Source organism: Aquitalea magnusonii, from assembly GCF_003202035.1.
In the GTDB taxonomy this organism is placed as follows: domain Bacteria; phylum Pseudomonadota; class Gammaproteobacteria; order Burkholderiales; family Chromobacteriaceae; genus Aquitalea; species Aquitalea magnusonii.
Map to the genome: position 1 here is coordinate 173,870 of NZ_QJKC01000009.1, position 21,810 is coordinate 195,679.

Here is a 21,810-nt window from a genome sequence, read left to right on the forward strand (position 1 = left end):
GCTGGCACATTTAATGACTTTGGTATATTAATGTGCGGCAAACGCTGAAGTTTGCCCAAGTCAGGAGAAGTAAACATGCATGCAGTCAGCCCCAAGCTGACCGACTGGTTGTCCCAGCTCAACCAGCTCATCCGCCGCCTGCGTGACAGCGGCTACAAGCCCACCGCCATTGGTGCCCGCGAGGCGCTGGCCAATGTCACCCGCAGCCTGGTCAGTGCCGGGCCGGACATTGCCTGGGTCAATGACGAAATCATCCACGGCCGCGATTACAGCGTGCCGGTGCGTATCTACCATCCGGCACCGCAGGAGGCGCGGCCGGTGCTGCTGTTTTTGCATGGTGGCGGCCATACCGCCGGCAGCGTCAGCGTCTACGACCCCATCAGCCGCCGGCTGGCCGCGGCCACCGGCCATATCGTGGTGGTGCCGGAATACCGGCTGGCTCCGGAAAACCCTTACCCGGCCGCGCTGCATGATGCCTATGCCGCTGCCCGCGGCGTGTTTGCCGCGCTGAGCGCGCGCCAGCTGCCGTTTCTGTCCAGCCTGTCGCTGATGGGCGACTCGGCCGGTGCGGCGCTGGCGGCCACGGTGAGTGCGCGCTCGCAGCACGATACCGCCTTGCAGATCGCCGCCCAGGTGCTGGTCTATCCCAGCCTGGACTACAGCATGAGCCTGCCGTCGATTACCGAGAATGGCGAAGGCTATTTTCTCAACAGCGATCGCATCGCCTGGTATTTCGACAATTATTTCCAGCATGGCGAGGACCGGCTGGCCGCCTCGCCCTTGCACATGGCGATGACCGAACGGCTACCGGCCACCCTGGTGGTCACGGCCGGGTTTGATCCGCTGCGTGACGAGGCGCTGTGCTATCTGGATAAATTGCGCGCGGCCGGGGTGCCGCACCAGCATCTGCATTTTGATGACCTGGTGCATGCCTTTCTCAATATGGAACAGCTGGTGGCAGCGGAGTGTGCCCGGACTTACCAGCAGATCGCCGCCTTTCTCGACCGCTACTAGCGCGCAGCCGGGCTGGTGGCTGGCTCCAGTTCGCGCAGGGTCAGCCACAGCCGGGTATCGAATTCCAGCTGGTGGTAAGCCGGCTCCATATGGCAGCACAGCTGGTAGAAGGCCTTGTCGTGGTTTTTCTCGCGCAGATGGGCCAGTTCGTGCACCACGATCATGCGCAGGAAAGCTTCGGGCGCGTCGCGGAACAGGCTGGCGATGCGGATTTCGTGCTTGGCCTTGAGCTTGCTGCCCTGCACCCGCGAAATCTGGGTATTGGTGCCCAGTGTTCCCTTCACCGGGTGCTGGCGGTTGTCATACAGCACCTTGGTGGGGGCCGGGGCATTTTTCAGATAGCGCTGTTTCAGCTCGCCGACATACTGGTACAGCGCGTTATCGCTCTGTACGGCGTGGCTGTCGGGATAGCGGCTGGCCAGCCAGTTGCCCAGGCTGCCGTCGTCCAGACGGGCCTGGACCTGGACGAGCAGGCTGGGTGGGTAGTGCAGCAGGTATTTGAGGGCAGACATGGCGGCAGTTTAGCAAAGCCGGCGCGGCCCTGCCGCAGCAGGGTGGCGGCTTATGCCTGGACGGCGGCCAGTTGCGCCGGCTTCGCCCAGCGATAGCACAGGGCAATGGCCTTGCGCCCGTCCGGGGCCAGCACGTTTTCACGGTCTACCATTTCCCCGCCCATGCGGCTGTAAAACCGCCGCGCCTCGCTATTGGCCTCGTATACCCACAGGTGCATGGGGCGCCCCGGCTGCAGGGTATCGGCCTGGGCAGCCGCCGCCTGCAACAGGCTGCGGCCGACGCCACGGCCTTGCTGACCGGGCAGCACATGCAGATTGTCCAGCAGCAGGCCGCGCTCGCTCTCGCCATCCGGCAGCAGGCAGACAAAGCCCACCGGCTCGCCTTCCCACAGGGCCAGCAGCACCCACAGATGCTTGTCGTAATGGAAGCGGCGGGTCCACATGGTGTGGCGCTCGGTCGGGGCAACGTGGTCGAGATAGTCGTCGGACAGAATGGTGCGGTAGCTGTGCTGCCAGCTTTCGGTATGCAGTCGGGCAATCAGCCCGGCATCGTCAAAGGTGGCAACACGCAGGGTCAGCGAGGTCATGGGGTTTGGCTAGGAGCTAGGGATACCGGCATTTTACGACAGCCAGATGACGTTAAGGTTCGCTTTGCATGGCAATTAACGCGGCGCGCGCAAGGGGCGTGCAGTAATCGGGGTGGACAGGATGATGGAGGTGCGGGTTTCGCCCAGATGATTCACCCGCGCCACCAGTGTTTCCAGATGGCCGACATCCCGTGCCAGCAGGCGGAACAGATAGGAATCGGCCCCGGTGACATGGTGGCATTCCAGCACTTCCGGCATGTCCTCCAGTAATTGCAGCAGCTTTTTCTTGTAGGGCTGTGCCACGGTAATGCCCACCATGGCCGACAAGGTGTAACCCGCCTTGGCGGGCGACAGCCGGGCGTGGTAGCCCTGGATCACCCCGGCTTCTTCCAGCCGTTTGACCCGTTCCGACACGGCGGGCACCGACATTGCCACGGCACGCGCCAGCTCGGTCAGCGACAGGCGGGCATCCTGCTGCAGGCATTCCAGAATCTTCCAGGCTTTGCTGTCGATCTCCATGGCCGTCCCTTTATGGTGAAAGTGCAGTCTGACTTTAATTTATCAGTTATACGGGCGGCTTTGCCTGAAAAACACCATGTAAGCCTGCCGGCTGGCCGGGCAGACTGTTTGCTCCTGTCAGGAGTCCTCTCATGCATTTGTTGACCTTGTTTGCCCAAGCCCTGTTGCTGGGCCTGGCCATTGCCGCCCCGGTCGGGCCGATCGGCCTGCTGTGTATCGACCGCAGCTTGCGTCAGGGACCGTGGGTGGGGCTGGCCACCGGGCTGGGCGCGGCGACGGCTGATGCGCTGTATGCCACCTTGGGCGCGCTGGGGCTGAGTGCGCTGATCCAGCAGCTGACGGCGCTGGCCCTGCCGCTGGCGGTGGCCGGCAGCCTGTTGCTGGCGTGGATGGGGCTGGGCATGTTGCGGCGCCATGCGGGAAGCGAGGCCGCCCGGGTGGCAAGTGCCCATGGCTGGTATCGTGCCTGGGCTTCGGCGCTGCTGCTGACCCTGAGCAATCCCATGACCATCTTGTCCTTTCTGGCCGTGTTCGCCAGCCTGTCCGGCCATGCCCAGCCGGGTATGGCCGAGGCCCTGCTGATGGTGGCGGGGGTGTTTGCCGGCTCGGCACTATGGTGGTGTGTGCTGGCTTTCGGGGCCGGCCGCTTGCTGGGCCGGCTGGGCGAGGCCGGGCGGCAGCGCATCGATATCGTCTGTGGCCTGCTGCTGCTGGGCATGGGCCTGCTGCTGCTGTGGCGTGCGCTGGCCGCACTGGTGGGATAGTGGTTCCTTGTCTGATGGCTAAAGTGGACCTGTGATAGGGCCATTGCCGGATGAATAATGCAGGCTTGCCCTCAGGAGAAAGCACCATGACCAGTTTGCGTCAGCCTTATGCCGAATTGTCCGGTCCGGCCTTGCAGCATTTGCGAGCCATCAAGAAATTGCTGGAAGACAGCCCCTTGGGGCGTAATCTGGTGGAGCTGGTGTATTTGCGCGTGTCGCAGCGCAATGGCTGCGCCTTTTGCCTGGACATGCATGCCCGCGCATTGCGCAGCGGCGGGGAAAGCCCTGTCCGGCTGGATACGCTGGCCGGCTGGCGCTTGAGCCCGCATTTTACCGCGCGGGAAAAAGCCGCGCTGGCCTGGGCCGAGTCGCTGACCGATATTGCCAGCAGTCAGGCGGACGATGCGGCGTATCAGCCCTTGCTGACGCATTTTTCCGCGCAGGAAATCTGCGACCTGACCATGGCCATTGCCAGCATGAATGCACTGAACCGCCTGGCCATCGCCATGCGGCAATAGGGAGGCACGATATGTACGTGGTGATTTTCCGGGCGCAGGCCCGTCAGCTGGACGAGGAGTACAGCCGGGTGGCGGCACAATTGCGCGAACTGGCATTGAGCCGTTTTGGCTGTCTGGAGTTTGTCGCGGTGAATGAAGGCGGGCAGGAGGTGGCGCTGTCCTACTGGCCGGACCTGGACAGCATCCTTGTCTGGAAAGCCAACGCCGATCATCTGCTGGCGCAGCAGCTGGGGCGTGAGCGCTGGTATGCCGGCTACCGGGTGCAGATTGCCGAGCTCGTGCGCGACTATGCTTTCCCGGCCAGTACGGGGGAACAACCATGAGCCTGTACTGCCCTGCGGCATTCGCCGCCGACGCCGACTATGCGCGGCAGGTGATGGCCGACAATCCCTTGGCCACGCTGATTACCCAGGGCGCTGGCGAGCCCTGGCTCAGCCATGTGGTATTGCTGCCCGACCCGTGCGAAGCCGATTGCCTGCTGGGCCATCTGGCGCGGGCCAATGGCCATGCCGCGGTACTGTTCGGGCAGGACAGTGTGGCGGTGTTTACCGGTGCGCATGGCTATGTTTCGCCGCGCTGGTATGAGTCGGACGGCATGGTGCCCACCTGGAATTACCGGGTGGCACATGCCCATGGCCGGGCCGAAGCGGTGGAAGGGGAGGCGCTGTCAGCCTTGTTGCAGCAGCTGGCCTTGCAGTTTGAAGGCGCGGCCGGCTGGAACAGCAGCGCACTGTCGGCGCAGGCTATGGCCGCCATGCAGCGCGGCATTGTCGGCTTCCGGCTGCGCGTGCAGCGCTGGGATGTCAAGGCCAAGCTCAGCCAAAACCGCTTGCCGCAGGACCGGCAAGGCGTGATTGCCGCGCTGGAGCAGGGCGATGCAGCCGCGCGGCAACTGGCGGCCATCATGCCACCGCCCTAGTACGCCGGCTGCTGCTTAATGCGGCACTTTCAGCGGCTCTACCTCAACCAGCACGCTGCGGCTTTCATCGGCCAGCCAGAGTTGGCCGTCCTGTACGGTGGCGGTCAGCTGCATGCCGCGCTGGCACAGGCTGGCCAGTTCGGCCAGGGTGGCGGTGCTGATGCGGTATACGCTGAGCTTGTCCAGCTTTACCAGCTTGTTTTCGATCTGCGGCCACCATACCTCGCTGGAGCGGCCGCCATAGCTGTACAGCACCACCTTGTCGGCGCGGCTGCAGGCTTTTTTCAGGCGTTTTTCATCCGGCTCGCCCAGCTCTATCCACAGTTCGATTTCATCGCTGTAATTTTTCTGCCACAGCTCGGCTTCGTCGTCCGAGCTAAGGCCACGGGTAAAGCTCAGGGTGTCACTGGCGTTCAGCACGAAGGCCACCAGGCGCACCATCAGGCGCTCCACGGTTTCCGACGGGTGTTGCGCCAGGGTCAGGTTGTGGCTGGCATAGTAGCCGCGGTCCATGTCGGAAATCGACAGGCCGGCTTTATAAATGGTGGCTGTAAGCGCCATGATGATGTTTCCGCAATATTGGGTTGAAGGCCGCATGACTGGCGGCAGACGTCTGGAACAAACCGGGAGGGAGCAGGCTGGCGCTATTGCTCCGGCTGACTGATGCACAACAGGCTTTCGCCTTTCCAGTTGATGCTGGCTTCCTTGCCCCGGATGGTGAATTCGACATTCTGGCCGGCATAGCGGGCACCGCCGGTCACCAGCTCCTGCTGATGCAGGATGACCTGGCTTTTGCCGCGTACCAGCCGCGCCGTGGCCGGCTTGGTGCGGTAAAACGTGGCCAGCACATCGTTATTGCCGCCGCCACCGCACAGGTAGTGCAGCGGGGTCAGCGAGGGGGCCAGCCCCCAGCCGGCCTGCAGTTCGGTAATGCGCAGAATATAGGTATCCCCCAGACACATATGGGGATTGTCGTTCTTCATGCATTCCTTGAGATTGTGCGCCCAGCGCCGCTGCTCCTGCTCCAGCTTGCTCTGGCTGGGGGCGCCGGCGCTGTTTTGCCTGGCCTTGTCCATGGCCTGGGTGAAAACCTTGTCCAGACGGTTGCCCAGCCGGATCAGCCCTTCATCCTGGCACAGCATGGTTTCCATGGCATTGGCCGGCTTGTTGCAGTCGAACTCGGTGGCCTGCATGGTCGGCGTGGGGGGCAGAGTGGGCGGTACCGGCTGGCGCAGGCTGCCTCGGCCACCGTTCTTGTCCGGCCCGGTACCAAGCGAGTGCGATCCGTTCAGGGCATGCGCCTGGCCGGAGATGAGCAGTAGCAAAAGGACTGCAAATGGCACTGGGGGGATCTTGAGCATGCTTTATTGTGCCATGTGCAGCGATGTTACGCTGCACCAATACGCAGGATGATTTCCCTGCCCGGTCAATTGTCTGTAAACTCGCCGACTTCCGCGTCTTGCCAATCGGCGCGCAATGCAAGCCTCATCCCGAGGCGGTCCGCATTTATTTCAACCGTTTATCGTCAGCCTAGATTGGTGTCGCTTACTGCGATCAGGCAGTCGCAGGAGTGCAGTATGTCCGAAATTACCTTTGCTGACCTTGGTCTGGCGCCCGCCTTGTTGCGTGCCGTGGCCGATACCGGTTACACCATTCCCACGCCGATCCAGGCACAAGCCATTCCGCAGGTACTGCAAGGTGGCGACCTGCTGGCCGCCGCACAGACCGGTACCGGCAAGACAGCCGGCTTTACCCTGCCGCTGCTGCAATTGCTGATGGATGCGCCATCGCGCCAGCCCGGCAAGCCGCGCGCCCTGGTGCTGACCCCCACCCGTGAACTGGCGGCCCAGGTAGAAGAATCGGTACGCGAGTATGGCAAGCACCTGCCGCTCAAATCCATGGTGATGTTCGGCGGCGTTGGCATCAACCCGCAGATTTCCGCCCTGAAAAAACCGGTAGACATCCTGGTGGCCACGCCCGGCCGCCTGCTCGACCATGTCAGCCAGCGCACGCTGGATCTGTCCGCCGTGGAAATCCTGGTACTGGACGAAGCCGACCGCATGCTGGACATGGGCTTTATCCACGATATCCGCAAGGTGCTGGCCCTGCTGCCGGCCAAGCGTCAGAACCTGCTGTTCTCGGCCACCTTCTCCGACGAAATCAAGACCCTGGCTGACAAGCTGCTCAACCAGCCCAAGCTGGTGGAAGTGGCCCGCCGCAACACCACCAACGAGCTGGTGGACCAGCGCGTGCATCTGGTGGATCGCGACAAGAAAACCGATCTGCTGATCAAGCTGATCCGCGACCACAACTGGTATCAGGTGCTGGTGTTTACCCGTACCAAGCACGGTGCCAACCGTCTGGCCGAAAAGCTGGACAAGATCGGCATCCCGGCGGCGGCCATTCATGGCAACAAGAGCCAGAATGCCCGTACCCGCGCCCTGGCCGATTTCAAGACGTCCAAGCTGCAGGTACTGGTGGCGACCGATATCGCCGCCCGTGGCCTGGATATCGACCAGCTGCCGCATGTGGTCAATTTCGAATTGCCGAATGTGCCGGAAGACTATGTACACCGTATCGGCCGTACCGGCCGTGCCGGCAGCCCGGGTGAAGCCGTTTCGCTGGTTTGTGTCGACGAGTTCAGCTTTCTGCGCGACATCGAAAAGCTGACCAAGCAGTCCATCGCCCGCTTCACCATTCCGGGTTTCGAGGCCGACCTCAACGTCAAGCCGGAGCCGATTCCCATGGGGGGCAACAGCGCCGGTCGTGGTCGTGGCCAGGGTGGCGGTGGTCGTCAGGGCCAGGGCGCGCGCCAGGGCCAGGGTGCCGGCAAGCCGCGTCACGAACAGCAAAGCAAGCCGACCGGTCATGGTCATCGCCCGGCCGGCAGCGCGCCGCGCAGCAAGGCGGCCGAGCCACGTAGCCAGGGTGGCCAGCCGCAGCCGGCCCGTCAGGCGGCCACCGCCAAGCCGGGCAATGCCCCGCAACCGCGTCGCAGCCAGCCGGCCCGCCAGGTTGCGGCCTTGCTGTCGCCCAACAAGCGCTAAGCCGCTTGCTGCCGCCGTTGGCGGCCCGTATGCTGATGTGATGGGAGTCACTGCCGGGATCGTCAAACCATGGCGGCAAGGCAGGGCAGTGGCCGTCGCGGGGAAGTCTGGCGTGAGTACGTCAGTGGCTAACGATTCGAATCACGGAGCAGGTCATGAAACAATGGCTTGCAGGTCATGCCGGCACCGTCCGGCATCTTGCCCTGGGCATCATGTTGATGGGCTGGGCGCTGGCTGCGCCCGCCGCACATGGCCAGCCGCCAGCCGGCGGCTGGCTGTCCATTGTCTTGGCGTCCGACGAGTGGCCTCCCTATCTTGGCAGCCATCTTCCCGATAACGGCATTCTGTCCCGCGTGGTCACCGCCGCCTTTGCCCGCGCCAATGTCGGGGTCAGTTACCGTTTCCTGCCCAATAACCGCAGCCTGCAATCCGCACGCAATGGCACGGCGGACGGCAGCCTGGGCTGGGCGCCCAGTCCCGAGCGCTTGCAGGATTTGCTATACAGCCAGCCGGTCATGTCGGCACGCATGGTGTTTTTCCAGCGCAAGTCCGAGCAGCGGCGCTGGACACAGTTGGCCGATCTGGCCGGACTGCGCATCGGCATCACCATCGGCAATTTCTATTCCGCAGAATTCGACCGCCTGGTGCAGCAGGGCCTGTTGCAAACCGACGGTGCGGCGGATGACCTGAGCAATTTCCGCAAGCTGCTGGCGCGCCGCATCGATCTGTTCCCGATTGAAGAAGATGTCGGTCAGTTCTTGCTGGCACGCAACTTCCCCCCGGCGCAGGCCGGCCAGCTATCCAGCGGCCAGTCATTCTGGACGGCCCCGCTGCATGTGGTGATCTGGCGGCGGCATCCGCAAGGTGCCGAGCTGATCGCCCGCTTCAATCGCGGTTTGCAGGCCCTGCAAAGCAGTGGCGAATTCGAGCGCATGGTGCGGGAAACGCGGCTGGCCTGCCAGCGCAGCCAGCCCTGAGTCCAGCCGGCTCCGGCTTCAGCAGGCTGCGGCGGTCTGGCTGGCAATCAGCGCGGCAGCATCCTCCAGCAGCCGTGCGGACAGTGCCGGGTCGTTAACGGCACGCGACAACAGCAAGGCGCCGACCATCAGGCTTAATTGCACCGTCGGCTTGAGCGGGCTGCCGCCGCTGGCGGCATCCTGCTGCGCGGCCGCCGCCAGGGTGGCCAGCTGTTGCTCCAGCCCGCTGGTAAAGGCCTGGCGAGCCTGGCTGCCACGCCGGCTCAGTTCGCCGGCCAGTGCGACCGCCACGCAGCCGGTATCCGGAAAATCCCGATGCGGGATGCTCAGATAGTGTTCCGCCACTCCCCGGCATTGCTGCCCCGGCCCGGCCTGCTGGCCTTGTTGCTGCCACTGCTCCGCCATCTGCTGCATGGCCTGCTGGCAGACCTGGGCGACCAGATCTTCCTTGTCCTTGAAGTGCCAGTAAAAGCCGCCGTGGGTCAGCCCAAGGTCGGCCATCAGGTTGGCAATGCCCACCGCGGCAATGCCTTCCGAGCGAAAGCGCAGGCTGGCCATGTCCAGGATGCGTTGGCGGATGGCGGTCTTGTGTTGTTTGTCGTAGCGCATGCTTGTTTCCGTAGCGGACCGGCTGATTTTCTTATGATGTATATCATATAAACAATTACCAACTTAATCAGCAAGATAGCGTTAACCGATTTCGCCGCTGGCGGCAGGCGTTTTTGTGGCGTGTGGCGGACAAGACTTGCCGGCCGCACGCTTTCGCGTTGCAATGCCGACATGTCCCCAACTTCTGCATTGGCCGCCACCCTGGCCACTTACCATTCGCGCCGGCAGCAAAGAATCGCCCGCGTGCCCATCTGGCAGTCCCAGCTGATTGCCGTGCTGGAAGGCTGCAAGATCATCCACACGCGCAGCGGCGAGCTGGTTTGCCGCGCCGGGGAGTGGCTGCTGCTGCCTGCCGGGCAGGAGCTGGAGCTGGTCAACCAGCCGGATGCCGACAGCGGCAACTATCTGGCCCTGGCGCTGACCCAGGACCGGCAATGGCTGCAGCGCTTTCATGCGCTTTATGGCCATTTGCTGCTGGACGCAGCGCCTGGTCATCCGGTGTTCACCCCCAGCGCCAGTAGCCGCCAGGCTTTGCAGCAACTGGTAAATACCCTGGAGCGGGCAGACGGCCCGATCGACCAGGCCCTGGCCGAGCATGGCTGGCAGGGCCTGATGCTGGCCTTGTTGCAGCAGGGGCAGGGCCGCAGCCTGTTGCTGCTGCCGACCGAGGATGCCCGCCAGCAATTGCAGGCATTGTTTGCTTTCGATCCGGCGCACGACTGGACGCCGGCGAAGGTGGCGCAGCACTTGTCCATGAGCGAAGCCACGCTGCGGCGGCGGCTGGCGGCGGCCAGCTGCACCTTTTCCGGTTTGCTGACCGAAGCGCGGCTGGCGCATGGGCTGGGACTGGTGATGACCGGGCGGCAGTCCTTGCTGGACGTGGCGCTGGCCAGCGGTTATCAGTCGCCATCGCGCTTTGCCGCCGCTTTCCGCCGCCGTTTTGGCCTGACGCCCAGTGCCCTGCGTGCCACCCGCGAATTGCCCGAGGACCTGTTCAGTACCGGCGATGCGCCGGTGATTCCGGGTTGAAAAGCCCTGCGACAGGCTGCTGGCTGCCATGGCCCTTGCGTATTTGCACGCCCTTTCGCCATGGCTGACCCTTGGCTCAGCGGCTTTCCAAGGCTGTGCGGCGTGAGCGGCAAAGGCGATGCACTGAGCGGCCAAGGCGCGCTTTGCCTGGCAGGCTTGCCTAGAATGATGCAGGCAATGCAGCCATGGCTGCTGCCGTGCATCCCTTATTCTTCGTGGAGTAACACCATGCGTCATTTGTTGCCGACTCTTGTTTTTGGTCTGCTGTGCAGCACCGCACACGCGTTTCAACTGGGTAGTAGCGAGGTAAAGGCCGGCGGCACGCTGTCGCGGGCACAGGAGTTCAACAGCTTTGGCTGCAGCGGTGGCAATACCTCGCCTGCGCTCAGCTGGAGCGATGTGCCGGCCGGCACCCGCAGCTTTGCCCTGACTGTTTATGATCCGGATGCGCCCACCGGTAGTGGCTGGTGGCACTGGCTGGTATTCAATCTGCCGGCAGCCACCCGCTCCTTGCCGACAGGTGCCGGCAGTGCCGATGGCCAGCATTTGCCAGCCGGCAGCGTGCAGAGCAAGACCGATTACGGCCAGCCCGGCTTCGGTGGAGCTTGCCCGCCGCTGGGTGACAAGCCGCACCGTTATGTCTTTACCGTGCATGCGCTGAAGGTGGACAAGCTGGACCTGCCGGCCGATGCCATGCCGGCGCTGGTGGGTTACATGCTCAATGCCAACAGCCTGGGCAAGGCCAGTTTCACCGCCTATTACGGCCGTCATTGAGGGCGAGCGGCAGGTGCGGCTATGACGTCGCCATCTTGACGCGGCGGGGCTTACACGTTAAACAGAGTTTTATTTCTGTTGTGAGCTCCTGTCATGTCGCGCCTGCAAACCTTTGTTCCCCCCCGCCCCGATGCCGCCTTGATGCAGTTTCTGGTGCCGGTGAACCGCTGGCTGAACCTGCACGGGGTGCCGCTGCTGCGCGACCTGCCGCTGCTGGGGCGGCTGCCGGGTTTTTCCGGTGTGGCGGACATCCGCGAATGGCATCTGCCACCCGAGCACGAGGCGCGCCTGCGGCAGGCGCTCAGCCCGCGCAATGTCAGCTTTATCGGGCCCAATCATCCCGAGTTCTTTACCGACTGGATGATAGACAAGGAGCTGTCCGCCCGTTATGCACCACAGCTGGCCAGCTGGGCCACGCATACCGTGGTGAATGGCATGGGGGCGGCCATGCAGCGCTTCTGGCTGCGCAACAACCTGATTGCCCAGATTCCCGGTGCTGCCAGCCAGGCGGCGAAGCAGCACTCGGTGGAGTGGGCCTTGCAAGGCCATGGCGTGTTGCTGCACCCGGAGGGCGCCGTCGGCTGGCATGCCGACTGGCTGGCCCCGCTGTTTCCCGGGATTGCCGAACTGGCACTTGGCGCGCATGCCCGCTTGCAGGCCATGGGGCTACAGCAGCTGCCCCCGGTCCATATCGTACCGGTGGTGTGGAAGCTGCGTTTTTTGCACGATGAAACACGCGCCATCCGTCGCGAACTGTTGTGGACGGCAGCACGGCTGCGGCTGGAGGTCAGCCCGGATGCCGATTTGCCGCAGCAGTTGTTCCAGCTGCTGAGCGGCGTGCTGGAGCGCGAAGCCGCCCAGTGTGCTGTCAGCCTGCCCTTGCGACACGAGCAGTCCTATTTCGACCGCCAGCAGCGCCTGCAACAGCAGCTGGCGCTCCGGCTCGACCAGCTGGCCGGTGCCGAGCATGCCAGCCTGAGCGCGGGGCGCCGCTGGAGCCGGGTGCTGCGCGAAAGCCGCAGCGAGAGCCAGCGCCAGGAAATGAAGCCACTGCTGGCAAGCTGGGAACGTTTGCAGCGGCTGGCCCCGGCGGCCTACAGTCAGCCCTTGCTGGCGCAGGAGCACGTGGCCGAATGCATCAAGCGGGTGCGCAACGATTATTGCAAGGGGCGCCTGCGCGATACCCTGAACGCCTTTTTCCCGCGGCCGGCCGGCCCGCGTGCCTTGTATATGCGCGTGGTGGAACCGATAGACATCGGCCACTGGCTGCGTGAACAATCCGACTGCAGCGCCACCGCCCTGGTGGTGCAGATGCGCAGCAGCATGCAGCGGGAGCTGGACGCCCTGCTGGAGGGCCTGCATCAGCGCGAACCTTACTGGACCCTGGCCAACCCCCTGATCAGCCGCGCCTGAACAGCGTGCAGGGCCGGCAGCGACAGGCGGCCCGCCCTGTTTGTTCGATCAGTACCACAAGCAGACAGCGTAAATGGATGAATCCGTGGATTTATCCAAAATGCTTAGCTATTCTTGCTGCCCATGCCGCGACACAAATGACGAATACCGTTTTGTCTGGTCACGGCCCTATGGGGAGTCGCGGTGAGCACATCAGGCAAAACAGTGAAGCCATGGCTGGCCAGTGCCGGCGGGACCATGATCAGCGCATCGGTGCTGTGTCTGGCAGCGCTGCTGTCCATGCAGCTGCCGCGTTCGGTGGATTTTGGCCCACTGGCCTTGCCGCTGTGGTTGCCGGCCGGTCTGGCGCTGGCCATCGCCATGCGCTGGGGCTGGCGCACTGCCCCCGGCCTGTGGCTGGGCATGGCTCTGGGCAATGTGCTGATCTTGCAGCAAGCCTGGCCTGCGGCCCTGGCCATCGCGCTGGGGCAGGCTGCTGCCCCATTGCTGGCTGCCTATGTGTTGCGGCGGCAGCAAGCCTTGCCCTTCTACCGGCTGTCCCGCGTGCTGATGTTCCTGTGGTGCGGGGTAGTGGGCAGCGCCTTGCTCTCTGCCTTGTGGAGTGGTTTTTTCCTGGATGTCAGCACGCTGCCAAGTGGTGTCGAGCGCTGGCAGTGCCTGCTGGCGCGTGGGCTGGGCGAGCTGTTTGGCATGCTGGCGCTCACCCCTTCCGCGCTGTTCCTGCTGCAAGCCGAACCGGCTCGCTACAGTCGCAATCCGGCCAGCTGGCTGGAAAGCATGCTGCTGCTGTGGACCAGCCTGCTGCTGGCGGTGGTGGAATTCATCGTGGCCGATTACCGCCATGGCGTGGCGGCCAGCCTGTGGCCGCTGTTTTGCATCGCCCTGATGTGGGTGGCCTTCCGTTGCCGGCTGGCCCTGGCCTACTGGCTGCATAGCGGCATCGTGCTGCTGGCATTTGGCGGCGTACTGCTGCATAACGGTGCCGCCTACCAGGACCCCGGTCTCAGCGGCATGGCCGCTGCCGGCATGCTGCTGCTGGTGCAGTCACTGGCCTTGCTGGTGTTTGGTGCGCTGGTGGCCGAGCGGCGTTTTACCGAAGACTGGCTGCGCCGTGCCAACCAGACACTGGAAGCCAAGGTGGTGGAGCGCACCCGCCAGCTGGCCGAAAGCGAGGCCCGTCTCAAGCTGATGGCCGATGCCTCACCCTTTCCGCTGGCCATGAACAATCTGAACGGCGGTAGCCTGATCTACGCCAATGCCCAGGCGGAAAGTCTGTTCAAGTGCCGTCTGGATGGGCAGCAGCGCCGGGTGCAGGATTTCTATGTCGATCCGGCCGAGCGGGAAGGCATCTCCGCCCTGCTGCGCAGCCAGGGGGCGGTACGGGATCATGAAGTGCAGCTGCACGATGCCGAAGGCCGCCAGTTCTGGGCGCTGGTGTCCTGTGCGGTGGTGCACAGCGATCAGGAGCTGTATGTCATCAGCGGCATCAACGACATCAGCGAACGCAAACGGCTGGAACGCAGCCTGCATGCCGCCAACGATGCCCTGCGCCAGCATGTGGCGGAAATCGAATCATTGCAGGTCGGCCTGCGCGAACAGGTCAGGCGCGACCCGCTCACCGGCCTGTTCAATCGCCGCTATCTGGATGAAATCCTGCCGCGCCTGCTGGCGCACATGTTGGCGCTGGATGGTACGGTGGCGGTGCTGATGGTGGATGCGGACCACTTCAAGCGCATCAATGACAATTATGGCCACCAGTGCGGCGATGCCGTGCTGGCCACGCTGGGGGCTTTCCTGCGCGACCGTTTCCGCAGTGGCGACATCGTCTGCCGTTATGGCGGCGAGGAGTTTTGCATTCTGATGCCGGGCATTGCGCTGGATGCCGCCAGCCAGAAGGCGCAGCAGCTATGCGAGGCGGTCAGGCAGCTGCCCATCCAGGCGCTGGAGCACCGGCTGCACATTACCCTGTCCATCGGCCTGTCGGTGTGCCCGCTGCACGGCGAGGACCCGGAAAGCCTGATTCACGCCGCCGATGCGGCGCTGTACCAGGCCAAGGCACAGGGACGGGACCGGGTGTGCCTGGCGCAGCGCAGTCAGCCGGCCTTGTCTTGAGCATGCAGTTGCTTGACGCCCAGCTCCAGCCACCATGCCAGGCTGGCGAGCAGCACGCCGACCAGCAGGGTATCCGCCACCCGTTCAACCACGCCGTGCTGTATCTGGGTCACCGGCATCACGGACAGTACCAGCAGGGTCAGGCCGGCAATAAACCAGCGAAAGCTGCGCTGCATCAGCATCAGCGCGGCAGTCAGTGTCAGGCACAGCACCAGCATGTGAATGGCGGGAACAGGCTGCCACCAGGCCAGGCCTGCAGCCAGCAAGCCGCCGATCAGGGTGCCATAGACCCTTTCCTTGACCAGCCAGATCATGCGCCGGGGTGAGGGGTCGATGATGCCCACCACCAGCACGGGCAGCCACCAGGTATGCGGCAGATGCAGGTGGGCTGCCGCCAGCCATGCCAGGCAGCCCCACAGCGTCAGGTGCCAGGCATAGCGCCGGGCATCGGCTCGCGCGGCACCTGGCAACACCCTTGCCCAGCCACGCAGCCCCCAGCGCCCCAGCAGCAGGCCATAAACGGCACCGCTGCCGGCCAGCAGCAGATGCTGGCCGAGCGGCAAGGACGAGGCCGGCATCATATTGCTGAGCAACAGGCAGAACACCCAGAATTGCAAGCCCTTGTGCAGACCGCGTCGTGCTGCCGTCGCCATCAGCAGCAACATGCAAACCAGTGCCGCCAGCATCAGGCCATCCTGCCCCTGGCTGGCCTGGCCCAGCCATTGCATGGCCGGCAGCCCTGCCAGCGACACCCATTGCAGCCGTCCGGCCAGCAGCACGATCATCATCGAATAGGCCGTGGTCAGGGTGAAGGGGAAAATCCAGCCAGCCGGCTGGTCGGTGAGCGCAAACACCATGGCCGGCAGGAACAGCAGTGTGCTGGTACTCAATGCGCGCAGCAGGCGAAACCGCTCGTGGCGGATGGTGGCGAGGCTGCGCAGGGCCATGCGGGGATAAGTCATCAGCGGGCTTCCGGCGGTTCAGGTAGCGGCGCAAGCGCGCCGGCAGGCATGCCTCATCATAGGCAAGGCCGCGGCGCTGGTCATTAGCTGGCCGCTGCCATCCCCTGGCGCGGGGGGCGTGCTAACATTCCGTCCATGGAACTCTACAGACTATTGCAACAACAAGGCTTTGGCAGCCGCAAGGAATGCCGCAAGCTGGTGGAATACGGATTGGTGGAAGTCAACGGCGAAGTGGCCGAGGATTACCGTCAGGCGTACCAGCTGGATGATATCGATGAGCTGGTGGTGGATGGCGAGCCATGGCAGCTGCAGTCCGGTCCCATCTACGTCATGCTGCACAAGCCGGACGGTTATGAAACCTCGCACAAGCCCATGCACCACCCCAGCGTGTATACCCTGCTGCCGTGGCAGTTCGGCAATCTGGACATCTCGGCGGTAGGCCGGCTGGATGTCGATACCACCGGCTTGCTGCTGCTGACCAATGACGGCCAGTTCGTGCATGCACTCAGCTCGCCCAAGCGTCATGTGCCCAAATGCTACGAGGTCACCCTGAAGCACCCGGCGACGCCCGAGCTGGTGAAACACTTGCTGGCTGGTGTTTTCCTCAAGGATGACAACGAGAAAATCGCCGCCGACCAGGTGGAGGTGGTGGACGAGATCACCATCCGCATGACCATTACCCAGGGCAAGTACCATCAGGTAAAACGCATGGTGGCGGCTGCCGGCAATCGGGTGATGGATCTGCACCGGCTGACGGTTGGCGAGCTCAGTCTGGGCGAGTTGGACGAAGGGCAGTGGCGCTATCTGAGCGCCGCGGAACTGGCCAGTTTCGGCTTTGCACCGAAAGGCTAAGCGCGGCTGACAAACCCTCGTGGAGCAGCCGGGCCAAGGCGCGCCGACGAGACAGTACCAAAGAGTACGGCAAGCAGGCGCAAGGCAGGAGCGGGGGTTTTGTTAGCGGGTCTAAGTCGGTCAGGGTGGGGCTTACAGCAGCTGATGCAGCCTCTGCATGGCTTCGCGCATGCCGCCGATGTTTTCGATCTGGGTGTAACCCAGGCTGCGCAGGCGGGCGGCGGCCAGCCTGGCCCGCTCACCGGTACGGCAGTAAAGCGCCAGCGGCGTGGCCGGATCGGGAATGGTGCTGCTGGCCTGTTGTTCCAGCTGCTCCAGTGGCAGGGAGCGCGCGCCGGGAATGTGCTCGGCACTGAATTCTTCGCTGGAGCTGACATCGATCACCAGCCGGCTCGAGCCGCTCAATAAGCGCTGGGCAAAGGCGGCGGCGGTTACGCCACCCAGTAGTGCACCAAAAAGATGTTTCATCGCCATTCTGCTTTGTCATCAAGGGAGTGGGCCTGTGAACAGACTCTGCCTGCAGCGTGCAGTCTTGCATGCATTTGCCATGCGGCGCATTGTGGCAATTACCTAGTGACAGGTAATAAAACGCTAAGCCTCGCTCGCCGGCACGCCCTTATCCGCTTCTCCCCAAAACACAGCCATGGGCCGCGCTTCTGCACGCCACCAGCCGCCATGTCGCGGCCGGTGGTGGCCCGCCATGGCCATGCCGGCTGGTGCAGCCGGGCCATCCACGCTGCCGGCCTGCTCGATTCATGATCCAGACTCGCCGCCACGCGCAGGCTGGCGTCATGCATGGCCGATCTTCTTGCTGATTTTCTGCTTCCCCTGACAAACGCCCTACCGCGGCCTTGTCTCTCTTGGCCCGCGTTTTGCACCAGCGGATTCGCCGCAGCTGGCTTCAACTGCCACGCTACCTGGTTCGCCCCACTGCGGCCGCCCATGGCTGGCGCTGTCCTGCTTCTCCCGCGCTCTCCCCGCTTTCTGTTACTACGGTAGCCGCCATGCCGTGCGGTTGCGCCCGGCTGCGCTGCATGCCGATGTTGGTCTGATCAGGCTGCATGGCCTGCCGGGTCGGTGTGCCTGACTACATGCCATGGACTTGCCGGTGCACGCTGCCGGGTACTCATGGCTTGGGCCCGTCTGTGAAATCTCCTGCTGTGTGCTGGTGTGCACGGTCGCGATTCCGTGCTGGCTTTGCTGTCACCCTTGCCCAGGACAGGTATCGCCATCGGTAAATCAGCTATTTCTTGCAGTTTTTTGCAAGAGAGTTTTATGTATTTTGGGGTGATGAAAAATTAAGCAACAGCAGAATTGTAATTTATATAATGAAATACATTTCATATTTACGTAAATATCTGTTTTTGCCAACAGGCGCTGTCTGTTTCCGGAATGGGTATCACGCCAGGGAGAGTGAGCTGTGCAGGGCGGCTGGGCGCAGTTGGGCACAGCAAGGGGGAGGGTGGTGCCGGGAGGGTGTGCATGTGCTTCGGAAAATACGATGGATTTTCATAGAAATTTCCCATTGTGTTGACTGGCCGCTCACCATAGTTTTCTGAGGCAGCCACCTGCCAAGGCACACATACAGGCAGGCTGCAGTTTGCCATTCACAGAAAGAATCCAGCCATGACACAGTCAAACGATGCCAAAGCCCTGCATGCCAAACCGGATGCCGCGCTGCACACCCCCAGTGATTTAAGCGCAGCAGCAACCCGCGATATCAGTGCTGCCTTGAATGGCTTGCTGGCCGATGTTTTTGCCTTGTACCTGAAAACCAAGAATTTCCACTGGCATGTCAGTGGTCCGCACTTCAGGGACTACCACCTGCTGCTGGATGAGCAGGGTGATCAGCTGTATGCCATGACCGACCCGCTGGCGGAACGCATCCGCAAGGTGGGTGGCTCCACCCTGCGCTCCATCGGCCATATCGCTCGCCAGCAGCGCATCAAGGACAACGATGCCAGCTACGTTACGCCACAGGACATGCTGGCCGAGTTGCGCGAGGATAATGTGACGCTGGCTGCCCGCTTGCGCGAGGCACATGGCGTCTGCGAGGAGCATCGCGATATTGCCGGTGCGAGTCTGATCGAGAACTGGATAGACGAGACGGAGCGCCGCAGCTGGTTCCTGTTCGAGGCCAGCCGCCGCTGATGCCGGACTGAAGCGGACAGGCTGCGCGGGAAAGCAAAACAGCGGCTGGTCAGGACCAGCCGCTGTTGTTGCAGGAGGCTTGCACGGTGGCGGATGGGGGTGTTGCCAGGGGTGTTGCAGCGACTGTCTTGATCGCCCTGCCGCCCAGACGCAAGACCGGCCGCCGCAGGATGTTGTCAGCTGTGCTTAGCGTGGCGCAGTTGTCGACAGTGCATTTTTCTCTTCCACCATCCGGTCCAGCAGCTGCAAGACAAGCGCACTGTCCTGCTCCAGCGCATGCATATGGCGGAGGATGGCATCCTCATCCAGCTGCATGCCGGTACTGGTGGCGGCAATGGCCTGTTCGATGCTGTCGGCAACCCGCTGGTCGGTGGCGGCCAGCTGGCTGAAGGAGCGGGTGCTGCCAAAGCTGTTCAGGCCCTCTGCCTGACTCCACTGTGCCAGGTCACTGCCATGGGTGATGGCCCGGCCTTCTTCCAGAGCGTGATAGACCATCTGCTTGTGCATGACATGGCCCACCTTCTGCAGTGAAACCTGGGACATGTCGCGCACTTTCTGCACCTGACCCAGCACGGTGTCCGATTGTTCGGCCAGTGTGGCGAAACGGTTGCGGAAGGATTCGACCGATGACTTGACCTCGGCGGCCACCGAGCCGGCTTCGCCGGCGCGGCTTTGCATGTCGCCAATGCGGCTGGACAGGCTGCCCAGCACCGACTGCACGCGGTGGGCCGTGTCCTTGCTGCGCTCGGCCAGCTTGCGTACTTCGTCGGCCACCACGGCAAAGCCGCGGCCCATTTCACCGGCACGGGCGGCTTCGATGGCGGCATTCAGCGCCAGCAGATTGGTCTGGTCAGCAATGGCGGAAATGGCGGCCAGCGAGGATTCGATGCCGGTCCACTCCTGTGCCAGCGCACTGCTGGCCTCGTTCATGCTCACCACGCTGCCGGCAATCGTGTCCATATGTCCGGACAGCAGCACGGCGCTATCCAGGCTCTCGCGCGAGGCACTGGCAGTGTCGCGGGTAATGCCGGATACCTGGTCCATGGCCGTGCTGATCTGGCTCAGGTCACTCTGGTTGCTGGCCAGGTTCTGGCGCAGATGCGGGTTGTTCAGTGCGGCCAGCTGGGAAGACAGGCGATTCCTGCGGATATAGCCGTCATTGTCGGCCATGGCCTGAATGGCGCTGTCCACATTGCGCAGCGATTCGGCAAACATGCCGGGCAAGCCCTGGCACAGCGGGCGGCGGCTGTAGTCATTGTCACTGACCCGGCGAAAGCTGGTGTTGATTTCCTTGAAATAGGTTTCCACCAGATCGAGGAAGTCATTCAGCTCCCAGGCCACCAGGCCCACTTCGCCCATGTCGCGGGTGCGCGAGGCGCGGTGGTGCAGTTCGCCGTCGCAGGCATAGCCCAGTTGCTCATGCAGGGTGTTGAGCACGGCGAAGATGCGGCCGCTGCCAACCCACACCATGACCGACAGCAGCAAGCAGAACACCATCAGGAAGACTTCCACGCCCAGTCGCCAGCTGTCGGGCAGCAGGAGCGAAGCCAGTACGGTGCACAGCGTCAGGGTGTTGAAAGCGATCAGCCAGTAGCCAAGGCGGGTGCGCAGAAAGGGGGAGCGGGTGCGGCGGGCCATCATGCAGTTTTCCCGGAGGTAAGGTTGGTGTCGAGCAGGGACAGGACAAAGCTTTCATAGCTGTGGCCCTGTTTTTCCAGTTCGGCCAGCAACCACTCCATGGAGGCATCCGGCGCCGCGGCCTTGTTGTGGCTGCTTTCCAGCTGGCACATCCTGGCATAAACGGGGATGACGGCTTCCACCGCCCGGCGGCCAGGTGGGCGGCGCACGGAAAAGTAACCTTGCAGCTGGTTTTTGCTGTCGTAGTCCGGAGTGACATTGGCCAGTACCCAGTAATAATTACCGCTGGCGGTGTAGTTTTTTACCACGCCGAAAAACTCACGCCCCGCCTGCAGCGTCTTCCACATCAGCCGGTATACCCCGCGTGGCATGTCCGGGTGGCGGATCAGGTTGTGCGGTTTGCCCAGCAATTCGTTTTCCGGATATTCAGCCAATTGCATGAAGACGCGATTGGCATAGGTGATGTGGCCGGTACTGTCCGTCTTGGTGACAATCAGTTCATCGGCTTCCAGCTGTACTTCCTTGCTAGGTTGGGTTCTGATCAGCTGCGTCATGGAGGGTTTCCGCTAGGCTTATGCCATCAGGCATATGTCGATTAAGTAGCTCTGTAGGGAACTTTACTTACTTGTGCCAGGAAATTTCATGACAGTAATCAGTTTTTTTGAGATTGAAACAAGAAATATCTCAGCAAAGCTATAGATCAGCCCACATTCGCAACAGGTTGTGATAGTTCGCGGTCAGCGTGACCAGTTCGGCGGTATCACCGTGTTGCTGGCGCAAGCGCGAGATGGCCATGTCCATGTCGAACAGCAGGCCGCGCTTGGCATCGTCCCGGATCATGCTTTGGGTCCAGAAAAACGAGGCAATGCGCGCTCCACGGCTAACCGGCTCAACGCGATGCAGGCTGGTGGAGGGGTAGAGCACCATGTCGCCGGCCGGCAGCTTGACGCTATGCAGGCCATAAGTATCTTCCACCACCAGTTCACCGCCGTCGTATTCGTCCGGCTGGCTGAAAAACAGGGTGCAGGACACATCGGTGCGCACCCAGCTCTGGTCAAAAGGGTGGCTGCGCACTGCATTGTCCACATGATTGCCAAAGTCCATGCCGCCCTGGTAGCAGTTGAACAGCGGCGGGAAAACGGTTTTGGGCAGCGCGGCGGAGAAGAACAGCGTGTTGCGCTTGAGTGCCGCTTCCACCATGGCTTGCAGTTCGCGGGCGATCTCCAGATGTTGGGGCAATTGCAGATTGCGTTTGACCTGTGCCGACTGGCTGCCGGCCGTGATGCGGCCATCGGCCCAGTCGGCCTGGGACAGCAGCATGCGGCCATGGGCCAGTTCTTCGGGGGTAAGGACGTCGGGGATATGCAGCAGCATGGGTTGGACTCCGCGTGTACCGGGCGCTGTCAGACTACA

24 protein-coding genes are annotated in these 21,810 nt (G+C 62.9%); 13 read left to right on the forward strand and 11 right to left on the reverse strand.

Going from position 1 to position 21,810, the window contains the following annotated elements; all coding sequences use genetic code 11:
- The first annotated feature begins 75 nt into the window (after positions 1 to 75).
- Positions 76 to 1,014: an alpha/beta hydrolase gene (locus DFR38_RS11570; RefSeq protein WP_110313426.1), complete on the forward strand. Its 939-nt coding sequence runs from the start codon at positions 76 to 78 to the stop codon at positions 1,012 to 1,014.
- Here DFR38_RS11570 and DFR38_RS11575 read toward each other — a convergent pair.
- From DFR38_RS11575 to DFR38_RS11585, 3 genes are all read right to left on the reverse strand, one after another.
- Complete coding sequence (locus tag DFR38_RS11575; RefSeq protein WP_059287251.1) at positions 1,011 to 1,526, reverse strand: M48 metallopeptidase family protein; 516 nt, start codon at positions 1,524 to 1,526, stop codon at positions 1,011 to 1,013. The genes DFR38_RS11570 and DFR38_RS11575 overlap by 4 nt on opposite strands.
- 50 nt (positions 1,527 to 1,576) lie before the next feature.
- A complete protein-coding gene (locus DFR38_RS11580) occupies positions 1,577 to 2,113 on the reverse strand; it encodes a GNAT family N-acetyltransferase (RefSeq protein WP_059287252.1) in 537 nt (178 codons plus the stop codon).
- Between the two features lie 75 nt (positions 2,114 to 2,188).
- Positions 2,189 to 2,632 carry an Lrp/AsnC family transcriptional regulator gene (locus tag DFR38_RS11585; protein WP_059287253.1) on the reverse strand — a complete coding sequence of 148 codons (444 nt, stop codon included), beginning with the start codon at positions 2,630 to 2,632 and terminating at the stop codon, positions 2,189 to 2,191.
- 131 nt (positions 2,633 to 2,763) lie between these two features.
- Here DFR38_RS11585 and DFR38_RS11590 point away from each other — a divergent pair, with 131 nt between their 5' ends.
- The 4 genes from DFR38_RS11590 to DFR38_RS11605 all read left to right on the forward strand — a co-directional run bounded on the left by DFR38_RS11590 (position 2,764) and on the right by DFR38_RS11605 (position 4,833).
- Positions 2,764 to 3,396, forward strand: a complete 633-nt coding sequence (locus tag DFR38_RS11590; protein ID WP_170124159.1) for a LysE family translocator — start codon at positions 2,764 to 2,766, stop codon at positions 3,394 to 3,396.
- A gap of 86 nt (positions 3,397 to 3,482) precedes the next feature.
- Positions 3,483 to 3,914, forward strand: coding sequence for a carboxymuconolactone decarboxylase family protein (locus DFR38_RS11595; protein ID WP_059287443.1), 432 nt, complete (start codon positions 3,483 to 3,485; stop codon positions 3,912 to 3,914).
- Positions 3,915 to 3,925: 11 nt separating this feature from the next.
- Positions 3,926 to 4,237, forward strand: coding sequence for an antibiotic biosynthesis monooxygenase family protein (locus DFR38_RS11600; protein ID WP_059287442.1), 312 nt, complete (start codon positions 3,926 to 3,928; stop codon positions 4,235 to 4,237).
- The gene (locus DFR38_RS11605; protein ID WP_110313427.1) at positions 4,234 to 4,833 is read left to right on the forward strand and encodes an FMN-binding negative transcriptional regulator; all 600 of its coding nucleotides are present in this window, start codon (positions 4,234 to 4,236) and stop codon (positions 4,831 to 4,833) included. The genes DFR38_RS11600 and DFR38_RS11605 overlap by 4 nt, the downstream gene beginning before the upstream one ends.
- Positions 4,834 to 4,848: 15 nt before the next feature.
- Here the strand turns inward: DFR38_RS11605 and DFR38_RS11610 are convergent, their stop codons facing one another.
- Together DFR38_RS11610 and DFR38_RS11615 are read right to left on the reverse strand one after the other, a co-directional pair.
- Positions 4,849 to 5,394 (reverse strand): YaeQ family protein, encoded by a 546-nt coding sequence (locus tag DFR38_RS11610; RefSeq protein WP_059287440.1) that lies wholly within the window; start codon positions 5,392 to 5,394, stop codon positions 4,849 to 4,851.
- A gap of 83 nt (positions 5,395 to 5,477) precedes the next feature.
- Entirely contained in the window at positions 5,478 to 6,158 is a 681-nt protein-coding gene (locus tag DFR38_RS11615; RefSeq protein ID WP_158527730.1) for an MliC family protein, read from the reverse strand.
- Positions 6,159 to 6,410: 252 nt separating this feature from the next.
- Between DFR38_RS11615 and DFR38_RS11620 the strand changes: the two genes are divergently transcribed.
- The gene (locus DFR38_RS11620; RefSeq protein WP_110313429.1) at positions 6,411 to 7,880 is read left to right on the forward strand and encodes a DEAD/DEAH box helicase; all 1,470 of its coding nucleotides are present in this window, start codon (positions 6,411 to 6,413) and stop codon (positions 7,878 to 7,880) included.
- Positions 7,881 to 8,035: 155 nt separating this feature from the next.
- The gene (locus tag DFR38_RS11625; RefSeq protein ID WP_199054398.1) at positions 8,036 to 8,857 is read left to right on the forward strand and encodes a substrate-binding periplasmic protein; all 822 of its coding nucleotides are present in this window, start codon (positions 8,036 to 8,038) and stop codon (positions 8,855 to 8,857) included.
- 18 nt (positions 8,858 to 8,875) lie between these two features.
- On the opposite strand, the gene DFR38_RS11630 is transcribed toward DFR38_RS11625, so the two are convergent.
- Positions 8,876 to 9,466, reverse strand: coding sequence for a TetR/AcrR family transcriptional regulator (locus tag DFR38_RS11630; RefSeq protein WP_110313430.1), 591 nt, complete (start codon positions 9,464 to 9,466; stop codon positions 8,876 to 8,878).
- Positions 9,467 to 9,637: 171 nt separating this feature from the next.
- Here DFR38_RS11630 and DFR38_RS11635 point away from each other — a divergent pair, with 171 nt between their 5' ends.
- The 4 genes from DFR38_RS11635 to DFR38_RS11650 all read left to right on the forward strand — a co-directional run bounded on the left by DFR38_RS11635 (position 9,638) and on the right by DFR38_RS11650 (position 14,794).
- Entirely contained in the window at positions 9,638 to 10,495 is an 858-nt protein-coding gene (locus DFR38_RS11635; RefSeq protein WP_082693364.1) for a helix-turn-helix transcriptional regulator, read from the forward strand.
- Positions 10,496 to 10,723: 228 nt separating this feature from the next.
- Positions 10,724 to 11,269, forward strand: a complete 546-nt coding sequence (locus DFR38_RS11640) for a YbhB/YbcL family Raf kinase inhibitor-like protein (RefSeq protein WP_059285552.1) — start codon at positions 10,724 to 10,726, stop codon at positions 11,267 to 11,269.
- Positions 11,270 to 11,362: 93 nt separating this feature from the next.
- Positions 11,363 to 12,682 carry a hypothetical protein gene (locus tag DFR38_RS11645; RefSeq protein ID WP_146215969.1) on the forward strand — a complete coding sequence of 440 codons (1,320 nt, stop codon included), beginning with the start codon at positions 11,363 to 11,365 and terminating at the stop codon, positions 12,680 to 12,682.
- Between the two features lie 237 nt (positions 12,683 to 12,919).
- Positions 12,920 to 14,794, forward strand: a complete 1,875-nt coding sequence (locus DFR38_RS11650; RefSeq protein ID WP_146215970.1) for a sensor domain-containing diguanylate cyclase — start codon at positions 12,920 to 12,922, stop codon at positions 14,792 to 14,794.
- Here DFR38_RS11650 and DFR38_RS11655 read toward each other — a convergent pair.
- Positions 14,776 to 15,756 (reverse strand): FUSC family protein, encoded by a 981-nt coding sequence (locus tag DFR38_RS11655; protein WP_110313432.1) that lies wholly within the window; start codon positions 15,754 to 15,756, stop codon positions 14,776 to 14,778. The two genes, DFR38_RS11650 and DFR38_RS11655, sit on opposite strands and share 19 nt — an antisense overlap.
- A 135-nt stretch (positions 15,757 to 15,891) precedes the next feature.
- Between DFR38_RS11655 and DFR38_RS11660 the strand changes: the two genes are divergently transcribed.
- Entirely contained in the window at positions 15,892 to 16,608 is a 717-nt protein-coding gene (locus tag DFR38_RS11660; protein ID WP_059286438.1) for a pseudouridine synthase, read from the forward strand.
- Positions 16,609 to 16,740: 132 nt separating this feature from the next.
- Here the strand turns inward: DFR38_RS11660 and DFR38_RS11665 are convergent, their stop codons facing one another.
- On the reverse strand, positions 16,741 to 17,076 hold the full coding sequence (locus tag DFR38_RS11665) for a rhodanese-like domain-containing protein (protein WP_059286437.1): 336 nt from the start codon (positions 17,074 to 17,076) through the stop codon (positions 16,741 to 16,743).
- A 1,158-nt stretch (positions 17,077 to 18,234) separates the two neighbouring features.
- Here DFR38_RS11665 and DFR38_RS11670 point away from each other — a divergent pair.
- Positions 18,235 to 18,759, forward strand: coding sequence for a Dps family protein (locus tag DFR38_RS11670; RefSeq protein WP_110313433.1), 525 nt, complete (start codon positions 18,235 to 18,237; stop codon positions 18,757 to 18,759).
- Between the two features lie 186 nt (positions 18,760 to 18,945).
- On the opposite strand, the gene DFR38_RS21735 is transcribed toward DFR38_RS11670, so the two are convergent.
- The 3 genes from DFR38_RS21735 to DFR38_RS11685 form a co-directional block, all read right to left on the reverse strand.
- Entirely contained in the window at positions 18,946 to 20,400 is a 1,455-nt protein-coding gene (locus DFR38_RS21735; RefSeq protein ID WP_059286436.1) for a methyl-accepting chemotaxis protein, read from the reverse strand.
- Positions 20,397 to 20,951 carry a PAS domain-containing protein gene (locus tag DFR38_RS11680; protein ID WP_059286435.1) on the reverse strand — a complete coding sequence of 185 codons (555 nt, stop codon included), beginning with the start codon at positions 20,949 to 20,951 and terminating at the stop codon, positions 20,397 to 20,399. Before DFR38_RS11680 ends, DFR38_RS21735 begins: the two co-directional genes overlap by 4 nt.
- 139 nt (positions 20,952 to 21,090) lie before the next feature.
- On the reverse strand, positions 21,091 to 21,771 hold the full coding sequence (locus DFR38_RS11685) for a Fe2+-dependent dioxygenase (RefSeq protein WP_059286434.1): 681 nt from the start codon (positions 21,769 to 21,771) through the stop codon (positions 21,091 to 21,093).
- Positions 21,772 to 21,810 lie beyond the last annotated feature (39 nt).